Annotated in this window: 13 protein-coding genes; 2 read left to right on the top strand and 11 right to left on the bottom strand. The window is 47.3% G+C overall.

Translation table 11 applies throughout. The features are described from left to right. Positions 1-30: 30 nt before the first annotated feature. From A6A26_RS15035 to A6A26_RS15005, 7 genes are all read right to left on the bottom strand, one after another. Positions 31-1,461, bottom strand: a complete 1,431-nt coding sequence (locus tag A6A26_RS15035) for a purine-cytosine permease family protein (RefSeq protein ID WP_063879469.1) — start codon at positions 1,459-1,461, stop codon at positions 31-33. Positions 1,462-1,974: 513 nt separating this feature from the next. After that, positions 1,975-2,868 carry an N-acetylmuramoyl-L-alanine amidase gene (locus A6A26_RS15030; RefSeq protein ID WP_063879468.1) on the bottom strand — a complete coding sequence of 298 codons (894 nt, stop codon included), beginning with the start codon at positions 2,866-2,868 and terminating at the stop codon, positions 1,975-1,977. Then, positions 2,869-3,144 carry a helix-turn-helix transcriptional regulator gene (locus A6A26_RS15025; RefSeq protein WP_029568750.1) on the bottom strand — a complete coding sequence of 92 codons (276 nt, stop codon included), beginning with the start codon at positions 3,142-3,144 and terminating at the stop codon, positions 2,869-2,871. A gap of 686 nt (positions 3,145-3,830) precedes the next feature. Then, on the bottom strand, positions 3,831-4,079 hold the full coding sequence (locus tag A6A26_RS15020) for a helix-turn-helix transcriptional regulator (protein WP_013025676.1): 249 nt from the start codon (positions 4,077-4,079) through the stop codon (positions 3,831-3,833). A gap of 51 nt (positions 4,080-4,130) precedes the next feature. After that, on the bottom strand, positions 4,131-4,835 hold the full coding sequence (locus A6A26_RS15015) for a fimbria/pilus periplasmic chaperone (RefSeq protein ID WP_013025675.1): 705 nt from the start codon (positions 4,833-4,835) through the stop codon (positions 4,131-4,133). Next, positions 4,807-7,167: a fimbria/pilus outer membrane usher protein gene (locus tag A6A26_RS15010; RefSeq protein WP_063879467.1), complete on the bottom strand. Its 2,361-nt coding sequence runs from the start codon at positions 7,165-7,167 to the stop codon at positions 4,807-4,809. Before A6A26_RS15010 ends, A6A26_RS15015 begins: the two co-directional genes overlap by 29 nt. A 56-nt stretch (positions 7,168-7,223) precedes the next feature. After that, a complete protein-coding gene (locus tag A6A26_RS15005) occupies positions 7,224-7,910 on the bottom strand; it encodes a DUF1120 domain-containing protein (RefSeq protein ID WP_241536584.1) in 687 nt (228 codons plus the stop codon). A gap of 1,769 nt (positions 7,911-9,679) precedes the next feature. Here A6A26_RS15005 and A6A26_RS15000 point away from each other — a divergent pair. Continuing rightward, the gene (locus A6A26_RS15000) at positions 9,680-10,585 is read left to right on the top strand and encodes a winged helix-turn-helix domain-containing protein (RefSeq protein WP_370513125.1); all 906 of its coding nucleotides are present in this window, start codon (positions 9,680-9,682) and stop codon (positions 10,583-10,585) included. Continuing rightward, complete coding sequence (locus A6A26_RS14995; protein ID WP_063879465.1) at positions 10,578-11,036, top strand: hypothetical protein; 459 nt, start codon at positions 10,578-10,580, stop codon at positions 11,034-11,036. The genes A6A26_RS15000 and A6A26_RS14995 overlap by 8 nt, the downstream gene beginning before the upstream one ends. Before the next feature lie 84 nt (positions 11,037-11,120). Here the strand turns inward: A6A26_RS14995 and A6A26_RS14990 are convergent, their stop codons facing one another. The 4 genes from A6A26_RS14990 to A6A26_RS14975 all read right to left on the bottom strand — a co-directional run bounded on the left by A6A26_RS14990 (position 11,121) and on the right by A6A26_RS14975 (position 16,740). Next, positions 11,121-12,701: a sensor domain-containing diguanylate cyclase gene (locus tag A6A26_RS14990; RefSeq protein WP_063879464.1), complete on the bottom strand. Its 1,581-nt coding sequence runs from the start codon at positions 12,699-12,701 to the stop codon at positions 11,121-11,123. A 526-nt stretch (positions 12,702-13,227) separates the two neighbouring features. Further along, entirely contained in the window at positions 13,228-14,214 is a 987-nt protein-coding gene (yjfF, locus tag A6A26_RS14985; RefSeq protein ID WP_063879463.1) for a galactofuranose ABC transporter, permease protein YjfF, read from the bottom strand. Further along, complete coding sequence (ytfT, locus tag A6A26_RS14980) at positions 14,211-15,227, bottom strand: galactofuranose ABC transporter, ATP-binding protein YtfT (protein ID WP_063879462.1); 1,017 nt, start codon at positions 15,225-15,227, stop codon at positions 14,211-14,213. The genes yjfF and ytfT overlap by 4 nt, the downstream gene beginning before the upstream one ends. Then, on the bottom strand, positions 15,220-16,740 hold the full coding sequence (locus A6A26_RS14975; RefSeq protein WP_063879461.1) for a sugar ABC transporter ATP-binding protein: 1,521 nt from the start codon (positions 16,738-16,740) through the stop codon (positions 15,220-15,222). Before A6A26_RS14975 ends, ytfT begins: the two co-directional genes overlap by 8 nt. Positions 16,741-16,742: the final 2 nt, after the last annotated feature.

Genomic DNA, 16,742 nt, shown 5'->3' with positions numbered 1-16,742 from the left:
CCGCCGCCCTGCCCGGCGGCCCTAACCCTGTTATTCAGCCGGGTAGATTGAACGCGCCAGTTTACCCCGGCGATCCCATCGGCTGGCGATCAGCCATAGCAGTGCCGTCACCAACCAGCCAATAATCCACGAGATGTCATTGCCGGCAAAAACCCAGGTAAGAGAACCATGATGTAACGGGTTATCGATAAAGGGCAACTGCACCATCACCCCCAGGCAGTAGACCGTAATACCGGACCAGTTCCAGCGGCCATAGCGTCCGTCTGGCGTTGACAGTGCCGGGACATCCACTTTGCCTTTCGTGATGAGATAGAAATCAGTCAGGCTTATCGCGCTCCAGGGGACAAAGAAGGCCAGCAGGAACAGCAGGAAATGCGTGAAGGATTTCAGGAAGGCCGGTTCACTGAGCAGTGCAATGATGCAGGCAACGGTGACCATCAGTAGCACAAACAGAACGCGTGCCCCCCGACTGAGCGAGGTTTGCTGGCGGAAGCCCGATACAATTGTCGTCAGCGACATAAAGCTGCCGTAGGCATTCAGGGTGGTAAAGGTGATTTTCCCAAAGCAGATCGCAAAATAGATCACCATCGCCATCGTTGCGGTGCTGCCTAAGCTCACAATATAGCCGACCTCATTGCCTGAAAACGCCTTCCCGGCAATCGCGGCAACAATAACTCCCAGGCTCATCGAAGCCTGTGTGCCAGACAGGCTGCCAAAGAACACCGAACTGAACAGCTTCACCGCAGAGACATTGGCGGGCAGATAGCGCGAATAGTCGGAGACGTAAGGACAAAAAGCAATTTGCCAGGAGGAGGAAAGCGACACCGCCAACAGGAAGTTAGCCAGGGTGAAATGCCGGTTCTGCCATACCGCTGTTAAGTCATGGGTCGAGAGCAGCGTAATAAACAGATAGGCAAAAGCCAAAACGCCAATCACGCTCGCCAGTTTTCCTAGCTGATGAATCACGCGATAACCCAGTACGGCAATGACCACAATGAGGGCGCTAAACACCACCATTCCGGTCGCGTTGCTGACGTGAATAAGCTTCGCCAGCGCCTGTCCCGCCAGCACCGTACCACTGGCAGAAAAGCCGACGTACATTATACAGACCAGCACCAGGGGAATGACCGCACCGAATACACCAAACTGCATGCGGCTGGTGATCATCTGCGGTAACCCCAGGCGCGGGCCCTGAATGGCATGTAACGACATGATGCCCGCCCCGATGATTTGGCCGACCAGCAGCCCAACCAGCGACCACACCACATCGCCGCCCAGAACCACAGCCAGCGCGCCCGTGACAATGGCGGTGATTTGCAGATTACCGCCAAACCAGAGGGTAAACTGGCTGAAAGGCTGCCCGTGACGTTCGCGCGGCGGGATGTAATCAATCGAACGGGTTTCTGACAGGCGCGGTTTCTCTGCGCCTGAATAATCTGCTGCAGGTGATTCAGCTGGCATAGTTTCCTCACTGGAATACAGCATACGCGGTGCGTTGAGACCTATTGTTGAACGGATGGATGCGTAAACGGTAGTACATGTATATACATGTAACGATACTGTCATGCGAGTTGAGAAGTTACAAGATGACGCGTCATTGGAAAATGTGATGGTGCAGGCAAGCCTGACAGGTGAACGCGCATCGCTTGCAAGCATGTCGGGCGTGAAAACGAACAATCGCACTGGCTCCTGCCCTCAACCCGTCAGATTGACGTATTTAAGGCAAAGCCGAGTAAAGGAGAAACGCGCCACATGCCTTACCAGGTGTTAAATCCACAACAGCCAACACGGGAAAATTGCGATATGAATCGCCGTCTGGCTCCGTTAACAAACTGACTGGAGCCCTTATAAGGAGTCAGCCTAAACATAACGTTTGCCCGTTAGCCGCCCACCCAGCAAACCGCCTCTGCGTTATTGGCATGCGTAACAGCCCGATGCTCAAAGTCGCTGCCTGGCCTTGAGTTGATGATCCCTTCAATCAATGGCCTTTGGGCGATACTGTTCGTTAAGCGCCTGAGCAATTGCCTCTGTTTCCGCATCAGGTATGCCGTTATCAAGCGCCGGTCTGAAGTGCATTTGAAACGCCTGAATGGTTTTTATAGTCTCCTCGTCCAGCACACCCGTTTGTGGAATAGCATCATATCCATAGGTTTTAAGTAGCACCTGCATTTTATGAACATTCACAGGTGCGGTTGGCAGACGACCGTTGAGATATTTTTTTATTTTCTCTGCTTCCGGCCAGGCCCCGATCCCCTGAGCAGCCAGTTGTTTCCAGGGAAACAGCTTACCGGGGTCTTGTTTTCGCAGGGGGGCGATATCACTATGACCGACTACGTTATCAGGGGTAATATTATAACGCTGGATAATGCGCCTGGACAACGCGACAAGCGCCTTGATTTGTTTTTCATCGTAGGGATACCAGGTTTTATGTCCCAACATATTTTCTGAAAAACCACGATTAACAATCTCAATACCGACAGAAGAATCATTGAGATTGACACGCCCATTCCAGTTACTGACACCGGCGTGCCAGGCGCGCTTATCTCCATGGACCAGTTGATAGATGAGGGGTTTATCTGCTGTATTGTCAGGCGACTCAGGAATAAGGTAATGGGCGCTGACATTATTACCTGTAAGAAGTTTTAACGATGTTGCGTTATCAGCGGCCGTGTAATGAAAAACCAGGAAACGAATACGTTCGTTTTGGGCGAGTGAAGAATAATCATGGCTCAGCGTATAGTCTTGCCTGTTTGCTTTTGACGAAATGCTATGGCTACAACCTGTAAGTGATAACAGTAAAAACAGGCTGGTAAGGATGCATCTTGCATTCTTTTTAATTCCCATATCAATTAAATCTTTTTGCAACATTTACTTTATCCTGATCGCTCTTTTATTCTGACGGAGGATAGAAAATTCAATCTCGCTCCTCTGATAAGAAAGCCTGTTTTCCAAAAACCACATAATGAATTCATTATCATTCTTCACGCCGATTTTTTTCATCACTCTCCGTTTATAATAACTGACTGCTTTCTCCGGCAGATTCATCCATTCGGCTATTTGCCTTACTGTCATCCCGGTCATAAAAAACCAGGTAACCGCCACTTCATTTTCAGTAAATGTCAGACAACGTTTTGCATTATCCATAAAAGTCACAACCCCTCCACTGGAGCAATAATTTTTTTATCTCTCCACAAATAACCAAAAAAATATTTAATTAACAATCAACTTCAAATCCCAACCTGTCATTCATCATCCCAACGCCATATAAAAATGCCACCTTCCCTAACCTGGTGGCATTCAGTGAACGACTAGCTAAGATAATTCCGGATTGTACGTACCGGATTAACATGCCCCCCTCAACCCGGCATCATAATTTCTAAAAACGCCGCGTCTAATTGATAGAAACCCTAAGCACGAAGCCACACAGAACAGATTTCCATTCTCAGAATATCGGATGTACTGTTTTTTATTAGCCTCTCGCTATTTTTATATTCAATAAAGCGTTCAGCTCAGAACATTGAGATAACAATTTTAGGACGTTACACAACCAGAAAGGGTATTATCTGCGCCTGTCTGTAACTCATCCCCGCCAGTTACAGAAAGGCGCAGAATCCTCCGGCAATATCTTTCCCCCCTACAGCGGCCAAAAGCCCCCTTTTCCTCGCAACGTTTTGCCAGCACCGCCTCCAACGCCATAAACCTTCCCTGCACCTGCCCACTCACATTGCGGAGAGGAAGGCATATCGCCGGCACAGTGCCGAGAGCGTTCGCCAAAATATTCAAACCACGTACACCCGTTGGTCATTAATTGGATGAATCCTCGTTTTGCACTAACCCTCCCTCTCCTCAAGACTAAAAGAGGGACGGTTGGCGATGAACCAGAGAATAAGTTCCTTATTGTTTTTCACACCTAATTTACGCATCACCCTGCGTTTGTGGTAACGAATTTTCAGCACATCCATGCCTGTCCGACACGCAATCTGCTGTAATTTCATTCCGGTCATGTAAAACCCTATTACGGCAATTTCTTTGTCCGTTAAAAAAACATTTTCTCCATGTTTCCCGATAACCCTAAGCACATGTTATCTCCATAGCGAATCAGTAAACCTCAAAGGCGCGCCTGCAATAAACTACAGGGTGACTTTATTTGTTTTTAACTGATAATTATAATCACTGACGCTGGTGATGCTCAGATGCATACCCTTTGAAAGTGGATGAGAAGGTGTAGCGCACAACGTCTCCTGCGGAAGAACATAAGGCTTCGTAAAAGTGATTTTCGATCCGCCTTCATCTGTATTAACCAAAGGTGAGAAACGGAACACTTTAGCGCTGGGATTACTTATACAGAGATCGCCGCGGACTAACTGATATTGTACGCGCTGCCACATATCTTTTTGCTCGATATCTTTTCTGACGTTAACTACGACCGGCAGATCTTGCCCAATGAGAATTTTCACCTTTCCATCGCTGACCTCGTCCTTAGGTGGTAATCCTGTAAATACGACGCGCGCGATATGCTCTTTTACATCCGGCGTATTGGTACGGTAAATTACCCGAATGCTCTGGATGTCGCCCGGACCTATTACAATAGCCTGAGGTTCAGTATACAGTGTGCCACCGGCAAGATTATCGTCTGGTAGACGCCGGATTTTGCTGTAAAGCAGCACACTTTTATCGCCATTATTCTTAATATCAATAGTCGACTCCTGCTTACCTGACTCGATCAACACCGCTGATGATGAAGGTAGAATTTCGGCACTGGCATCATGAATAAGACCTGTAAATATGAAAACACTCATAGAAACGTTACGAAGCATGGCAGTTGAAAATAACATTTTTAATACTCTCCTGTTGATTCAGACGACGAGATGAAAGTTTACATTGCATATTTAAATGCGTAGGTGACGACATACCTTCTGATTCCAGCTTTCCGATATCTTTTTCATCGATTAAAAGAATATCTTTGTCGATGAAACGGGCAATTAATTTTCCAGAACCGTCATAAAAAAGATCACTCTGATGAATGTCAGAAGGTTTGTGGCTCCATTTCAACAGCATTGAACGGTTATCCGCTATGCCAAATTTAAAGAACGGCACCGATCCGCGAACAGCTGAAAAATCTCTGACGTTGTTTTTAATGATTACACCTGATGGCAGACCTTCCGGGCTAACGCGAATAAAATCATTTCGTCCTTCAGCGACAGGCGTAATTATGGCTTTTCCATCATGATTGGTGACCGCACTACTTTGTAATGAGGCGACATCAAGATAATGATGGACGCCTGTGTCGACCACCGCCCAGGTATTGCCAATACGGTTTGGTGAGAAAATAACGCCTTCTTTACTAATGGCAACAGCACCGGATAAATATGCCGCGGTGGTCTGCGATACGCCTCCGGCATCTCGTCCCTGGGAGAGCGAGACATCCGCAGTGGTGTAAGGTGTAATGACGGCATTATCCAGCGAGTAGCTTTCTGACCGACCCGCGCCCGACGTACGCATCTGGCTGGCAGTCACGGTATAGTTTTTAGATACCGGCGCACTGAGCGAATTCGACAGGCGCGCTCTGTTACCGTACGTGTAATACTGACTTCGCCAGTTAGCGCTGTGTTTGTTGAAACTTAGTGGAAGGCTCAAGAAAAGATTGAGGCTGATCTTATCTTTTTGCGTTTGTCCGGGGCTTAAAGACATGTAGGAGACACCTACGCCCAACGAAGCTTTTCCCACAGGTAAGTTCAGACTGCCTGACAATGAATTGAAACCAGGCGCATCGTAGAAACGATAATGTGTTAACGAGATACTTCCTGTCACGCCATAGGAAAACTGCTGCGTCTGCGTTAAACCAATGCTGCTCCGCTGTGCATTGTAATTCCCGAGTCGTGCCTGGCCAATATAGCTAAAATGCCGGCTGTTACGACTAAAATTAAGGCTGGTATTTTTATAGCTGCCTGAAACATCCAAACTCAGGCCCTTCTGGTTTTTCTCATTTTGTACGCTTGTCAGGCTGGAGCGAAAGCGAAAATCTTTTTCGAAAGCCGTATTGCTGACCGTAAGCCCGCGATAGCCTGACGCAGTGACCATAGCGACCGATGGGGCGAAGATTGAATTTAGCGTTCTGGAGAAACCGGCGCCGCTTACCGTGCTTCTGCTGCCGCTAACGGTACGTCCCGTAAAAGCATAATAGCCCGCGTTACCATCCTGGTCAGAGGTGATTTGCGCGCGTGAGATGATGCGCGAGTCAACGATCTGCCCGTCTCGCTTAACCAATACCCTGACGTCATCACTAAAGCCAGCTACCGGAATATTACGCAGTTCCGCATGGCCTTTCTGAATGATTTGTTTCCAGAGAAGCAAGTTATTTTGCCAGAACTCGACAGTCAGCGTTTCTGCAGCTTCATAATTAAAGTTCACAAATGCCGTCGCGTTGCCGTTGGCGGAGGAGATGATGGCACCATCAATATAGCCAGTGCCAAACCCACCATCGCTAACGATTGTTCGTCCTGCGCGGACGCGAACATTTTGATAGTCTCGCTCAATATAGCCATCACGTATCGTGTTAACCGCCGTACGTGCGTTACGGCTGCTAAAGGAACTGTAGTAACCATGTGAGCGAATAATCGTATTGTTCATATTAATTCCGGCTTCATAATCTGTATTGATACTGTTGAGGGAGGTTTCTCCTCCTGAAAAGCGATAGGCATAGGTATTGTAATTTATAAATGCCCCGTTCCCGCCACTCAACCTTTGCTTCCCCTCTGGATTAATCAGATATTTTACAGGGACTAATAACCGTAAGGTATTATTAGCCCGATCAAATTTAGCCTGAATCTGTTTATCCAGATAAAAATATTTACTGCCATTTCTGGCTTTGTAGGGCGACCATGCTAACGCTTTTATTCCTGCTTTTGATTTTATGTCTTCCGAATAAACCGCTGCATTTTTAACCGAAAAAACCCTTCCTGATAAAATATATTTTCCATTGATGTAAATATCAGATTCCGTTTCTCGCTCTGGCATTACATGCTGATTAAGTGCATTATCAAGCTGCGCAGAAGTGATACCATTCGCAGCCATCAAATTAGAATCAAAATGTAGCGTTTCACTCCGCACTGGTGCTGTAAAAATTAAAAAGAAAATAACAGTAACAACATAATATATTTTTTGCATGTCAAAATCAGGCACCTCATAGGGAGATGCCTGCTGTCGCTCTCAAAAAAAATAAATTAAAAATAACGTACGTTAATCTGTGCAGTACCCTGCCAGTCAACCTGTTGCGCATTCGTTATCATATTTCCGGCGTTTAATTGCGGTTCGATGTCAAACACCCATGAAATATCTTTCCCTGAGGCTGGTGCACTGGTCGTTTCATCCCATGGTGTCCAGTCTTCCGTTTTCTTATAACTCCAATCGGCATTTAACACACGACCAAACGCAGTACCACTGTGCGAACCACTATTCTGGTAACCGAAAGAGGTCGTATTGGTCACGCCGTCTACCGTTGATGAAACAGGGCTGATGGTAAAATTCCCCAATTTATTTCCCGTTACCGGATCCATCCCTAAACCAAAAATACGCGTACTATCTGCATGCCCACTTCTGTTATTGGTATTCACACCCACCATAGCACTGCTTTCATTGGGGTCGGTCGCCCAGAATGCCACTTTCTGCGCTGAGGGACAACTTACCTGTAATGTCACTTGTTTCGCTGCAAAGGTATTGACCGCGGTTTGATTAAGATCTTTGTGCTGAGTAATCCCCCAGTCAAGAGCCTCACCGCCTACAACACTTGCTGTACAGGCGTTCGGCGCAATGATGCCATGAACATTAATGTCGGTTCCCGCCATGGCTGAATGGCAAAATAATACACTGGTGGTGAAACTCAACGCTAATACTGTTTTATTAAAAGACACGTTATTCTTCCTTATCTCTGTATAAAAAAAATCGACACAAGCCGCTCAGGCTTAATGCGGTGAGAAATATAACGTTAAACATTGAAATCGCCATATGAATTAATCTCTTTTTTTATAAAATAATCTTTTGTTTTTTATTGTTAAAAATCAATAAGATAGACATATACTCTATGCCACATTTAAAGCAATATTTTTTTTGATTGATTTATAAATAAATTCAGAAAAGAACATACACATCAACTCCCAATATTTACTTATCACTGAGTGAAAACTCGTCTTTTAAAGATTGCAATGGACACCTGCCGGATTAGCCTGCCCTTTCCAGTCCCTTTTCATACTTTTTTCTGTGTCGAAGCGTCAGTACACACAACGCCATGCCGTCACATCTGATTGACGCTGTTTCATTGCCCTACTAATCACGTTTAAAATAGACAAACGTTCAGCCTGACGTTGTCGTTGGTCACTCGACCTGAATGCATTACTTAAGATGTTTCATTCCTGACCATTTTCATTCCTTTAGTTCATTCCTGGTTTACATTGACTCACAGCCATATCTTTTAGTCAGATAGTCGTACCAGAAAAGCTTACCGTTTTATCCTACCTCCCCGTTAAATCAGCAATATGTTTGAAAAAGAAAGTGCTGTGCAAACCGTGACGCTCTTAGAACATTGGGCCAGAGGCTTGGGTTGCGCACTTTCGATACTTAACGTCAGGAGATCAGGAAACGACAGACATTCTGTCAGGTCGATGAGAGTGGTGTTTGTTACAGCGGGATATTGATTACATGATATCTACGATGCGTTGCTAAGCCATAATGTCGCAGGTATGGATAAATACAGAATGACACAGGTAAGTGAGGGCAGTTAAAAACATCATCAACGCCCCATTGAAATGCAATACCTTAACGTTAAACGAAGCAACGTAAGATTCTGTGATGCCCACCTGGAATTCTCGCGTGATTTACTTAAACAACGGCTGATGCGTGATCTCAGGCTGCAGTGACGATGAGTATCATTGAGGTAGAGGTTCTTTGAAAATGGAGGGTGTATTCGTTCCGCTCAGTCTGCAATCTGGGCTTAATCTGGTTGGTTTAACAACCCTGCACATTATTTTCTTGCAGATTTTATCCTCGCCCAACCCCCCTGGTCGCATGATGTCTGTCTGCGCGACCTGAGGATTGCGCGCATGCAGCTACGCCTACCTCTGATGTGGATAGCGCTGACGGCTTATTAAAAGACGTATGTATGTGCGTTTTTCATATGAGTGCGTATGCTGACAACAACGTCTATTTTGAATGATGCAGTGAACGGCAGCAAGCGCGTAAACCAATGAGAGTTCAAATGAATCTGACACCTGCCGTTGACCAGAACGCCTGACTGACAGGGCAAATGAGAATGTATATAATTACTATTAGAGAAATTTTTGAGAAGTTAATTGCGCGTTTTAACATCGTTATCTGCTGTCTTTCGCGTGCGACAGCGGGCTACATAAGAAGCCTAAACCCGCTTCAGGTTCCCTCTAAAAACATTACTATTTTTTATTAAATTAAATTTAAAATTATAAACAATAAAATCAATTACTTACAACTTAAATCATGTATTTTATATTCCACTTAAATTAAAAAAGACAAAGGCATGCAAATAAAACTCTTTTATTTAATTTGATTTGGAAATTATTCAGCACTATGCTGATGTCGATTCAGATAACAAATTTTTATCTATTAATTCCTTTCAATAGATGGGTATTCATGTCCATTTCTTTTGGTACAGATGGAGAGCACTTTGAGCCGAAAGATTACACTTAATCACTTTCTGGTTTTTGAACCCGAGAAAAAAAGAATTACTGGCAGAGGCAATCCGGCGATCATTAGTGCTTCAGCATCACTATGCTTCGAGTTGCTCATTGAAAATGTCGGTGAGTTAGTCACTCATCAACAGTTTTTTGACTATGCATGGCGTCGTTTTGGCATGGAGCCGACCTCTACGTCCCTCTATCAGAATATATCCAGCCTCAGGCGCGCACTGAGTAAAGCCGGACTGCAGGAAGACATCATTCGAACGATGCCCCGGCGTGGTTTTATCCTGTCACCACAAACCGTGGTGATGAAAGAAAATACCGTTACAGCTTCTTCAGCAGCTGTCTTGAGTGAGAAAAATTATGAACCTCTTTCGTCAGAAGAAAACACAGAATCCCACGAGGGAGCATCTCCAGCCGTGTTACAGCACGCAGATGTCGAAGATGATAAAGATCATAAGACGGTTTTACCCTCAACTCGTCAACGTGATCACTCGCCATGGTTACCCAAAACAGAAATGTTGTTAGCACGACTCTCTTTTAAAAATGTGTTTTTTACCGCCATCACTTTCGTTTCTTTTTGCTGTATTTTTATTTTTATCAAAGTCGAACCGCAATCGGCAGAGCCCGTTTTCGCTCACAGCATGGACTATAAAGGCTGCGTGATTTTTAATAACTCAGACGCCTGGCTCAATAGCGCTGAGTTAAAAAAACGCGTAGATGATTTGGATATCAATTGTAAAGACAGTCAATATATCTATATGACATCTTTTAAAAATGCTGACAGACTCTCTTACTTTCAATGCCAGCACCCCTTGCACGCTACAATTCGAGCAAACTGTCTCTCTCATTATTATGTTAAGAATTTCAATGATGAATAAAATTCTGGTTCTGACAGGGCTATGCTTTATCGCTCTTTTATTGTATCCATTTAGTGGAAACCGGGAACACCGTATATCGTGTAAAGCGGATATTTCTTATCAGTGGCAAGATAGCACGCTAAATTTATTCATTTCTCAAAACATTCAGAATGGCAAAGGGATACTGGCTCTCTCGGGTACGCTTCATGAAAAAAATAAAGGCGATGGTTATTTAAGTAAAACCATATCTTTCTCCTATCGAGAACAGGGCTATTATTATCACCTTAACTCAGATTTGGTCATCAACTCGCCACAAATGACCATGAGCGTTCAGGATCAAAGAAAATGGCTACCTGATTTCTTTATTGAAAAAGGGAAGCCTCTGCTGCTGAAAATCAGGCCTTACGGTGATAAAGCCTGGCTTTTTTACTCTGAGACTACGCCACTTTTCGTCTGTGAAAGAAGTAGTTAGCTTTTTTAACGATTTTTCACCCTTGTCCACTGCACGACGCTGAGATCTCAATGTTGATAATCTTGACGTCGTGCAGTGCATTTTTTACGACGAAATCAGTTTACTTCTGGCAGAAACAACTCTGTTTCGCCCCTCATGCTTTGCCTGGTACAACCATTGGTCAACGGAAAGCAATGTTTCCTCAATATCGTTGTTATGGTGAGCTAAACTCTCCACGCCAGCTGATATTGTCATTTTTCCTACTTCGCTAAATTGCGCACATGCGATATGTTCACGGATACGATTTGCAATAGATTCAGCCTCTGAGATTTGTGTATTCGGAAAGAAAACAACAAATTCTTCGCCACCAAACCGACAAACAATATCGTTAGTGCGGCAGCCTTTTTTTAAAAACATCGCGACGGCCACTAACGTTTTATCACCGATATCATGCCCATAGTGATCATTAATGCGCTTAAAGTAATCGATATCGAAAGAGGCAAGACTATGTTCGTTTTTAGCAGAGAGGTAAGGCGCGGTAAGTTGCTCAAATCCACGTCGGTTATACAGTTTGGTCAGATGATCGGTTATTGCATCATCACGTAATATGGCCAACGTTTTATTAATTGTGTTCGAATAAGCCAAAAAAGATTTTTTCAGCCGGTCAGATTCTTTATACCACGTTTTTATACCCTTGATTTTGGGAGGCAAATCCTTCGTTGTAGTAGACCGGGTCAGGCCAGCGAGTCTTTCGAGCGGTTTGGAAATCTGCGTGGAAACAAAGATGCTCACACCGACCAATAGCAATGCTATCACCAGTCCATAAACCAACACATCTTTAGCGATAAGCGTGAGTGTCGTGCTGACCACGTCAGGCGAAACGCATACGAATACGTGCCAGTTGGTTTTGATAACGTCTGAATAGCCTAACAGGCAGTCGCGTTGTTCTAACGTTGTCTTTAATCCACCGCTGCTGGCCTGATTCAGCCGCGTCGTCAGGCTGGTAGTCAAAGGATTGTTTTTTCCTGTAAGCATCTCATCAGGTGAATAAATGACTTCTCCAGTATCTGAAACAATGCTGATCGTTGTTTTATCAGTGTAAAAATGATGGCTCATGAGGCGGCTTAAAATACTTTTTCTTTTCAGGTAGATAGATCCTGCAATATAACCCAGATACGCCCCCGAAGAGGAATAGATCGGGTTCGACAAAAAAATGAGATAGTTACCTGTGGAAGGTGTAAAGGGTTCTGATACGAACGCCCCCTTTTTTACCGCCATCAACTGCTCAGGGGCAACATTCAAAGACGTACCAACAGGCAGTAAACCTGGTGGAGAGGATGCCGCAACGTAACCGTCTGGCGTTAGCATCACGACTGAACTGAACATATCCGATTGCAGTCTTAATCTGTCAGCTTCTTGCTGTAGTGCCTGTTTGTCTTCAAAACGTTTAATCTGAGTGGCACTGTATGCAAGCTCTTTTTGTGCCGTTCTGAATGTACTGTCGGCCATATCAGCAAGCTTACGGGCATAGGCGGTGTTAGATTCAATGATTCTTTTTTCAGTCAGAACCTTAAGAACAACGCCCACCACCAATATCAGCATGAGTGCAGTAATGACTATGCAACCAACAGAATGCAGGCACAGAAGCCCTTTTAACGAGGGTTTATAGGTTTTATTCATTCCCACAGCAGGTCTCTGTTATTTGCCATCATTATTTCAAAGATATTAGCACTGCCTGGAAAAAACAAAGCGTTTCACGGCTAAACGTCACCCTCTTACTCTCGCTAATCAGCGACATCGCGCTGATAAAGGCGTAAATCCAGCGCTTGCCAGACTGGCAATCCGGTGACGCAGTTATACCGCTGGCACCCTCTTCTCCATCATTAACCTTATTCTGCCGTGAAAAAAGAGGCGGGCCGTCGTTAACGTCTTCTGGAACAGGCCAAATACGTACAGGACAGGCATTCATTGCAAATGCGTTATGACCTGCTAGCAATAATAAACCGACATAACGCAGAAGGAATGGACATGCTTTATCCGTGATTGAGAAAGCATGCAGGCTGGCATGATGTGATACAACGCATGCACCCGCACGATGAATAATCCCTGTTGAGGCAATGCTTATTCACTCACGCTCTCTCACCTACCATTACCGATTATGGGTTGCGCCACCTGCTACTCAAAAAAGCGGCGCATCAGCGCCGCCCTTAGCTTATTGAATCAGCCGTTTCACCGGCGCGTTCCGTTGACGATCCCAAATTACCGTCAGCAGGCGCTGTAACGCGATAAACGCAAACAGCAAAATGCCAATAGCAATCTTGGTCCACCAGGAACTGAGCGTGCCGTCAAAGTTGATCCAGGTTTGAATAAGCCCCTGAATTAACACGCCGAACAAGGTACCCAGCACCGTGCCTACGCCACCCGAGAGTAAGGTTCCGCCAATCACTACAGAGGCAATCGCATCCAGTTCCACGCCCAATCCAGCCAGGGCATAGCCCGCCGAGGTATAGATGGAAAACACAATGCCGGCCAGCGTCGCCAGGGTAGTCGACAGCATGTAGATCTTAATGGTGGTGGCGCGGGTTGAAACGCCCATGAGTTGCGCGGAGGTCAGGCTGCCGCCAATCGCATAAACCTGATTACCAAAGCGAGTGCGGTGCGCCAGAATGATCCCGCCCGCCACCACCACCAGCATGATCAGCGCCAGCAAACTGAGCCGCCCGCCCCCCGGAACCTTCCATGCCATGCTGGACAGCGTGGCGTAAAGAGGATGATCGATCGGAATAGAATTCTCAGAGACCAGGTAACTGCAGCCGCGCAGAAAAAACATGCCCGCCAGGGTGATAATAAATGCGGGAATTTTCAGCGCATCGATCAGCCAGCCCATCATGGCACCAAACATCGCCCCCATACTCAGGACCAGGGCGAACGCCAGGACGGGATTGAGGTGATAATCGCCGATAACCTTTGCCAGAAACACGCCAGAAAACGCGATGACGGCCCCCACCGACAGATCGATCCCGCCCGACAGAATCACAAAGGTCATTCCAACAGCGATGATGCCGAGGAAGGCGTTATCCGTCAAAATATTACAGATCACCCGGGTTGAGGCAAAGCCGGGAAACTGGCTCAGGCAAAACAAATAGCCCATCACAAACACCAGCAGTGTGATCATTAAAGGTAGATGACGTTTAATCATGATGGACGTCTCCGTTTAAACATCGCAATAAAGCGCGGGGATTGCAGCAACAGGACGCACATCACGACTATCGCCTTCACCACCTGATTCAGCTCTGGCGGGAAGCCAGACAGTAAAATACCGGTATTCATCGACTGGATAATCAACGCGCCAATCAGTGACAGTGCGATATTGAACCGACCGCCCATCAGCGATGCCCCGCCAATCACGACGGCAAGAATCGCATCCAGTTCCAGCCACAATCCGGCATTATTGGCATCCGCACCGCGAATATCCGCCGCCACAATCAGGCCGGCTACCGCTGCGCAGAGCCCGCTGATGGCGTAGGTGGACATCACCACCAGCCAGCCATTCACCCCGGCATTACGTGCGGCGCGCAAGTTGATGCCCACGGCCTCAATAAACAGCCCCAGCGCCGTTTTGCGCGCCAGCAGCCAGACCAGCAGCGCCACCGCCACGGTAATCCACACCGGCACCGGTAATAACCAGAATGAACCATTGCCAAACCAGCCCAGGCTGTCGTTGTTAAACGTTACGATTTGCCCTTGAGTAATAAGCTGAGCAATACCGCGTCCGGCCACCATTAAAATCAGCGTGGCGACAAAAGGCTGAATACGCAGTAATGCCACCAGAATGCCGTTCCATATGCCGCACGCCAGCCCGCTGGCCAGCGTGACCATAATGATAAACGGCACGCTGTGCCCGGCGACGGTCAAGGTGGCGGCGGTCGCTCCGGCAATCGCCATTACCGCCCCCACCGACAGGTCGATGCCACCAGTGGCGATGACCAGCGTCATGCCAATAGCCAGTAACGCAACAGGCGCTGCACGGTTGATAATGTCGATCGGGCTACCAAACAGCCGACCGTCCTGTAAGTGAATGGCAAAGAAGTTGTTCGCGACCAGGCTGTCGACGATCAGCACCAGTAACAGCGCAATGATCTGTGGCATACCGGGCGGCAGCCTGAACTTGCGACGTTGAGGTTTGGACGCGGTGACCGGGGATTCAAGCATGCTGCGTACCTCCATCAGCAATAGCGTTAACGATTGCCGCCACAGAAAGCTGCTCCAGTGGAATCTCAGCCACCTGTTTCAGGTCACGCATGATCAATACGCGATCGGCGTAGCCCACCAGCTCCTCCAGCTCCGAGGAAATCACCAACAATGCCAGGCCATCGGCACATAAGGATTCTATCAAGCGGATAATTTCCGCATGGGCGCCCACGTCAATCCCGCGCGTCGGCTCATCCAGGATCAGAAACTGCGGTTTCGTCACCAGCCAGCGTGACAGCAGGACCTTTTGCTGATTACCGCCGGATAACAGCTCCACAGGCTGCTCCGCGTGCGGTGTGCGAATACCCAGACTTTTAATAAAGCGCTCGGCAATGGCCTGCTGTTCCCGCTTTTTAATGGGACGTAACCATCCGCGCTGCGCCTGTAATGCCAGAATGATATTCTCACGCACCGAGGCTGCGCCGATGATGCCGTCTGTTTTACGGTCTTCCGGGCAGAACCCCATGCCAAGGCGAGAAGCCTGCGCAGGCGTGCGAATATGTTCAACCTTCCCTTTAATTTTTGCCGTACCGCGATCGGCGCGACGAATGCCAAACAGGACTTCTGCCGTCTCCGTGCGACCGGACCCCAACAATCCGGCCAGCCCCACCACTTCACCAGGTCTGACCTGCAGGTTGAAGGGCTCGATAGTGCCCTTTTTGCCGTAGTCTTCAAACGACACCACAGGCTGATTGCTGCGCAGCGTACTGCCCTGCCGTTGCAATGCGGTGGCCATCAGCTCTCGGCCAATCATCAACTTTACCAGCTCAATCTGCGGCAGGGTTGCTGTGTCATGCGTGGCGATGAATTTACCATTGCGCAGGACGGTGATGCGGTCGGTAATGCGGTAAACCTGATCCAGAAAATGCGTCACAAATATCAGGCTCATGCCGCGATTCTTTAGCTGCGTCATGAGGGTAAAAAGCATTTCAACTTCACTGGCATCCAGACTGGCGGTGGGCTCGTCCAGAATCAGGACCTGCGCAGAGAGATCGACGGCCCGGCAGATGGCGATGATCTGCTGCATCGCGACCGAGTAGTGACCAAGAGGTCGGGTGACATCCAGGGCAAAACCGTAATTACGCATCAGGGCATCGGCATTGCGAACCATGCGCTTACGGTCAATCATGCCGAAACGGCGCGGTTCCCGACCGATATACAGGTTGTCAGCCACCGACATGTTCGGCAGCAGATTAACTTCCTGATAGACCGTCCCGATACCGATCTCCTGGGCTTCGGCGGTACTGCGCGGCGAAATCGACTGACCGTTTAACGTGATCGTGCCGCTGTCCCGGGTATATACGCCGGTCAGGACTTTAATCAGTGTGGATTTTCCTGCGCCGTTTTCACCCAGCAGCGCCATGATTTCGCCTTTGCGCAGGCTGAGTGAGACATCATCCAGCGCTTTCACGCCGGGGAAGCCTTTGCTGACGCCGCTGATGGCTAAAAGAGGGTGTTCGTCGTGTGTGGTCATGC

Origin of the sequence: Pantoea sp. OXWO6B1, assembly GCF_001641135.1 — a bacterium.
GTDB classification, from domain to species: domain Bacteria; phylum Pseudomonadota; class Gammaproteobacteria; order Enterobacterales; family Enterobacteriaceae; genus Pantoea; species Pantoea allii.
Note: the sequence above shows the minus strand (reverse complement) of the source record. Positions and strands in the feature narration are given on the sequence as shown.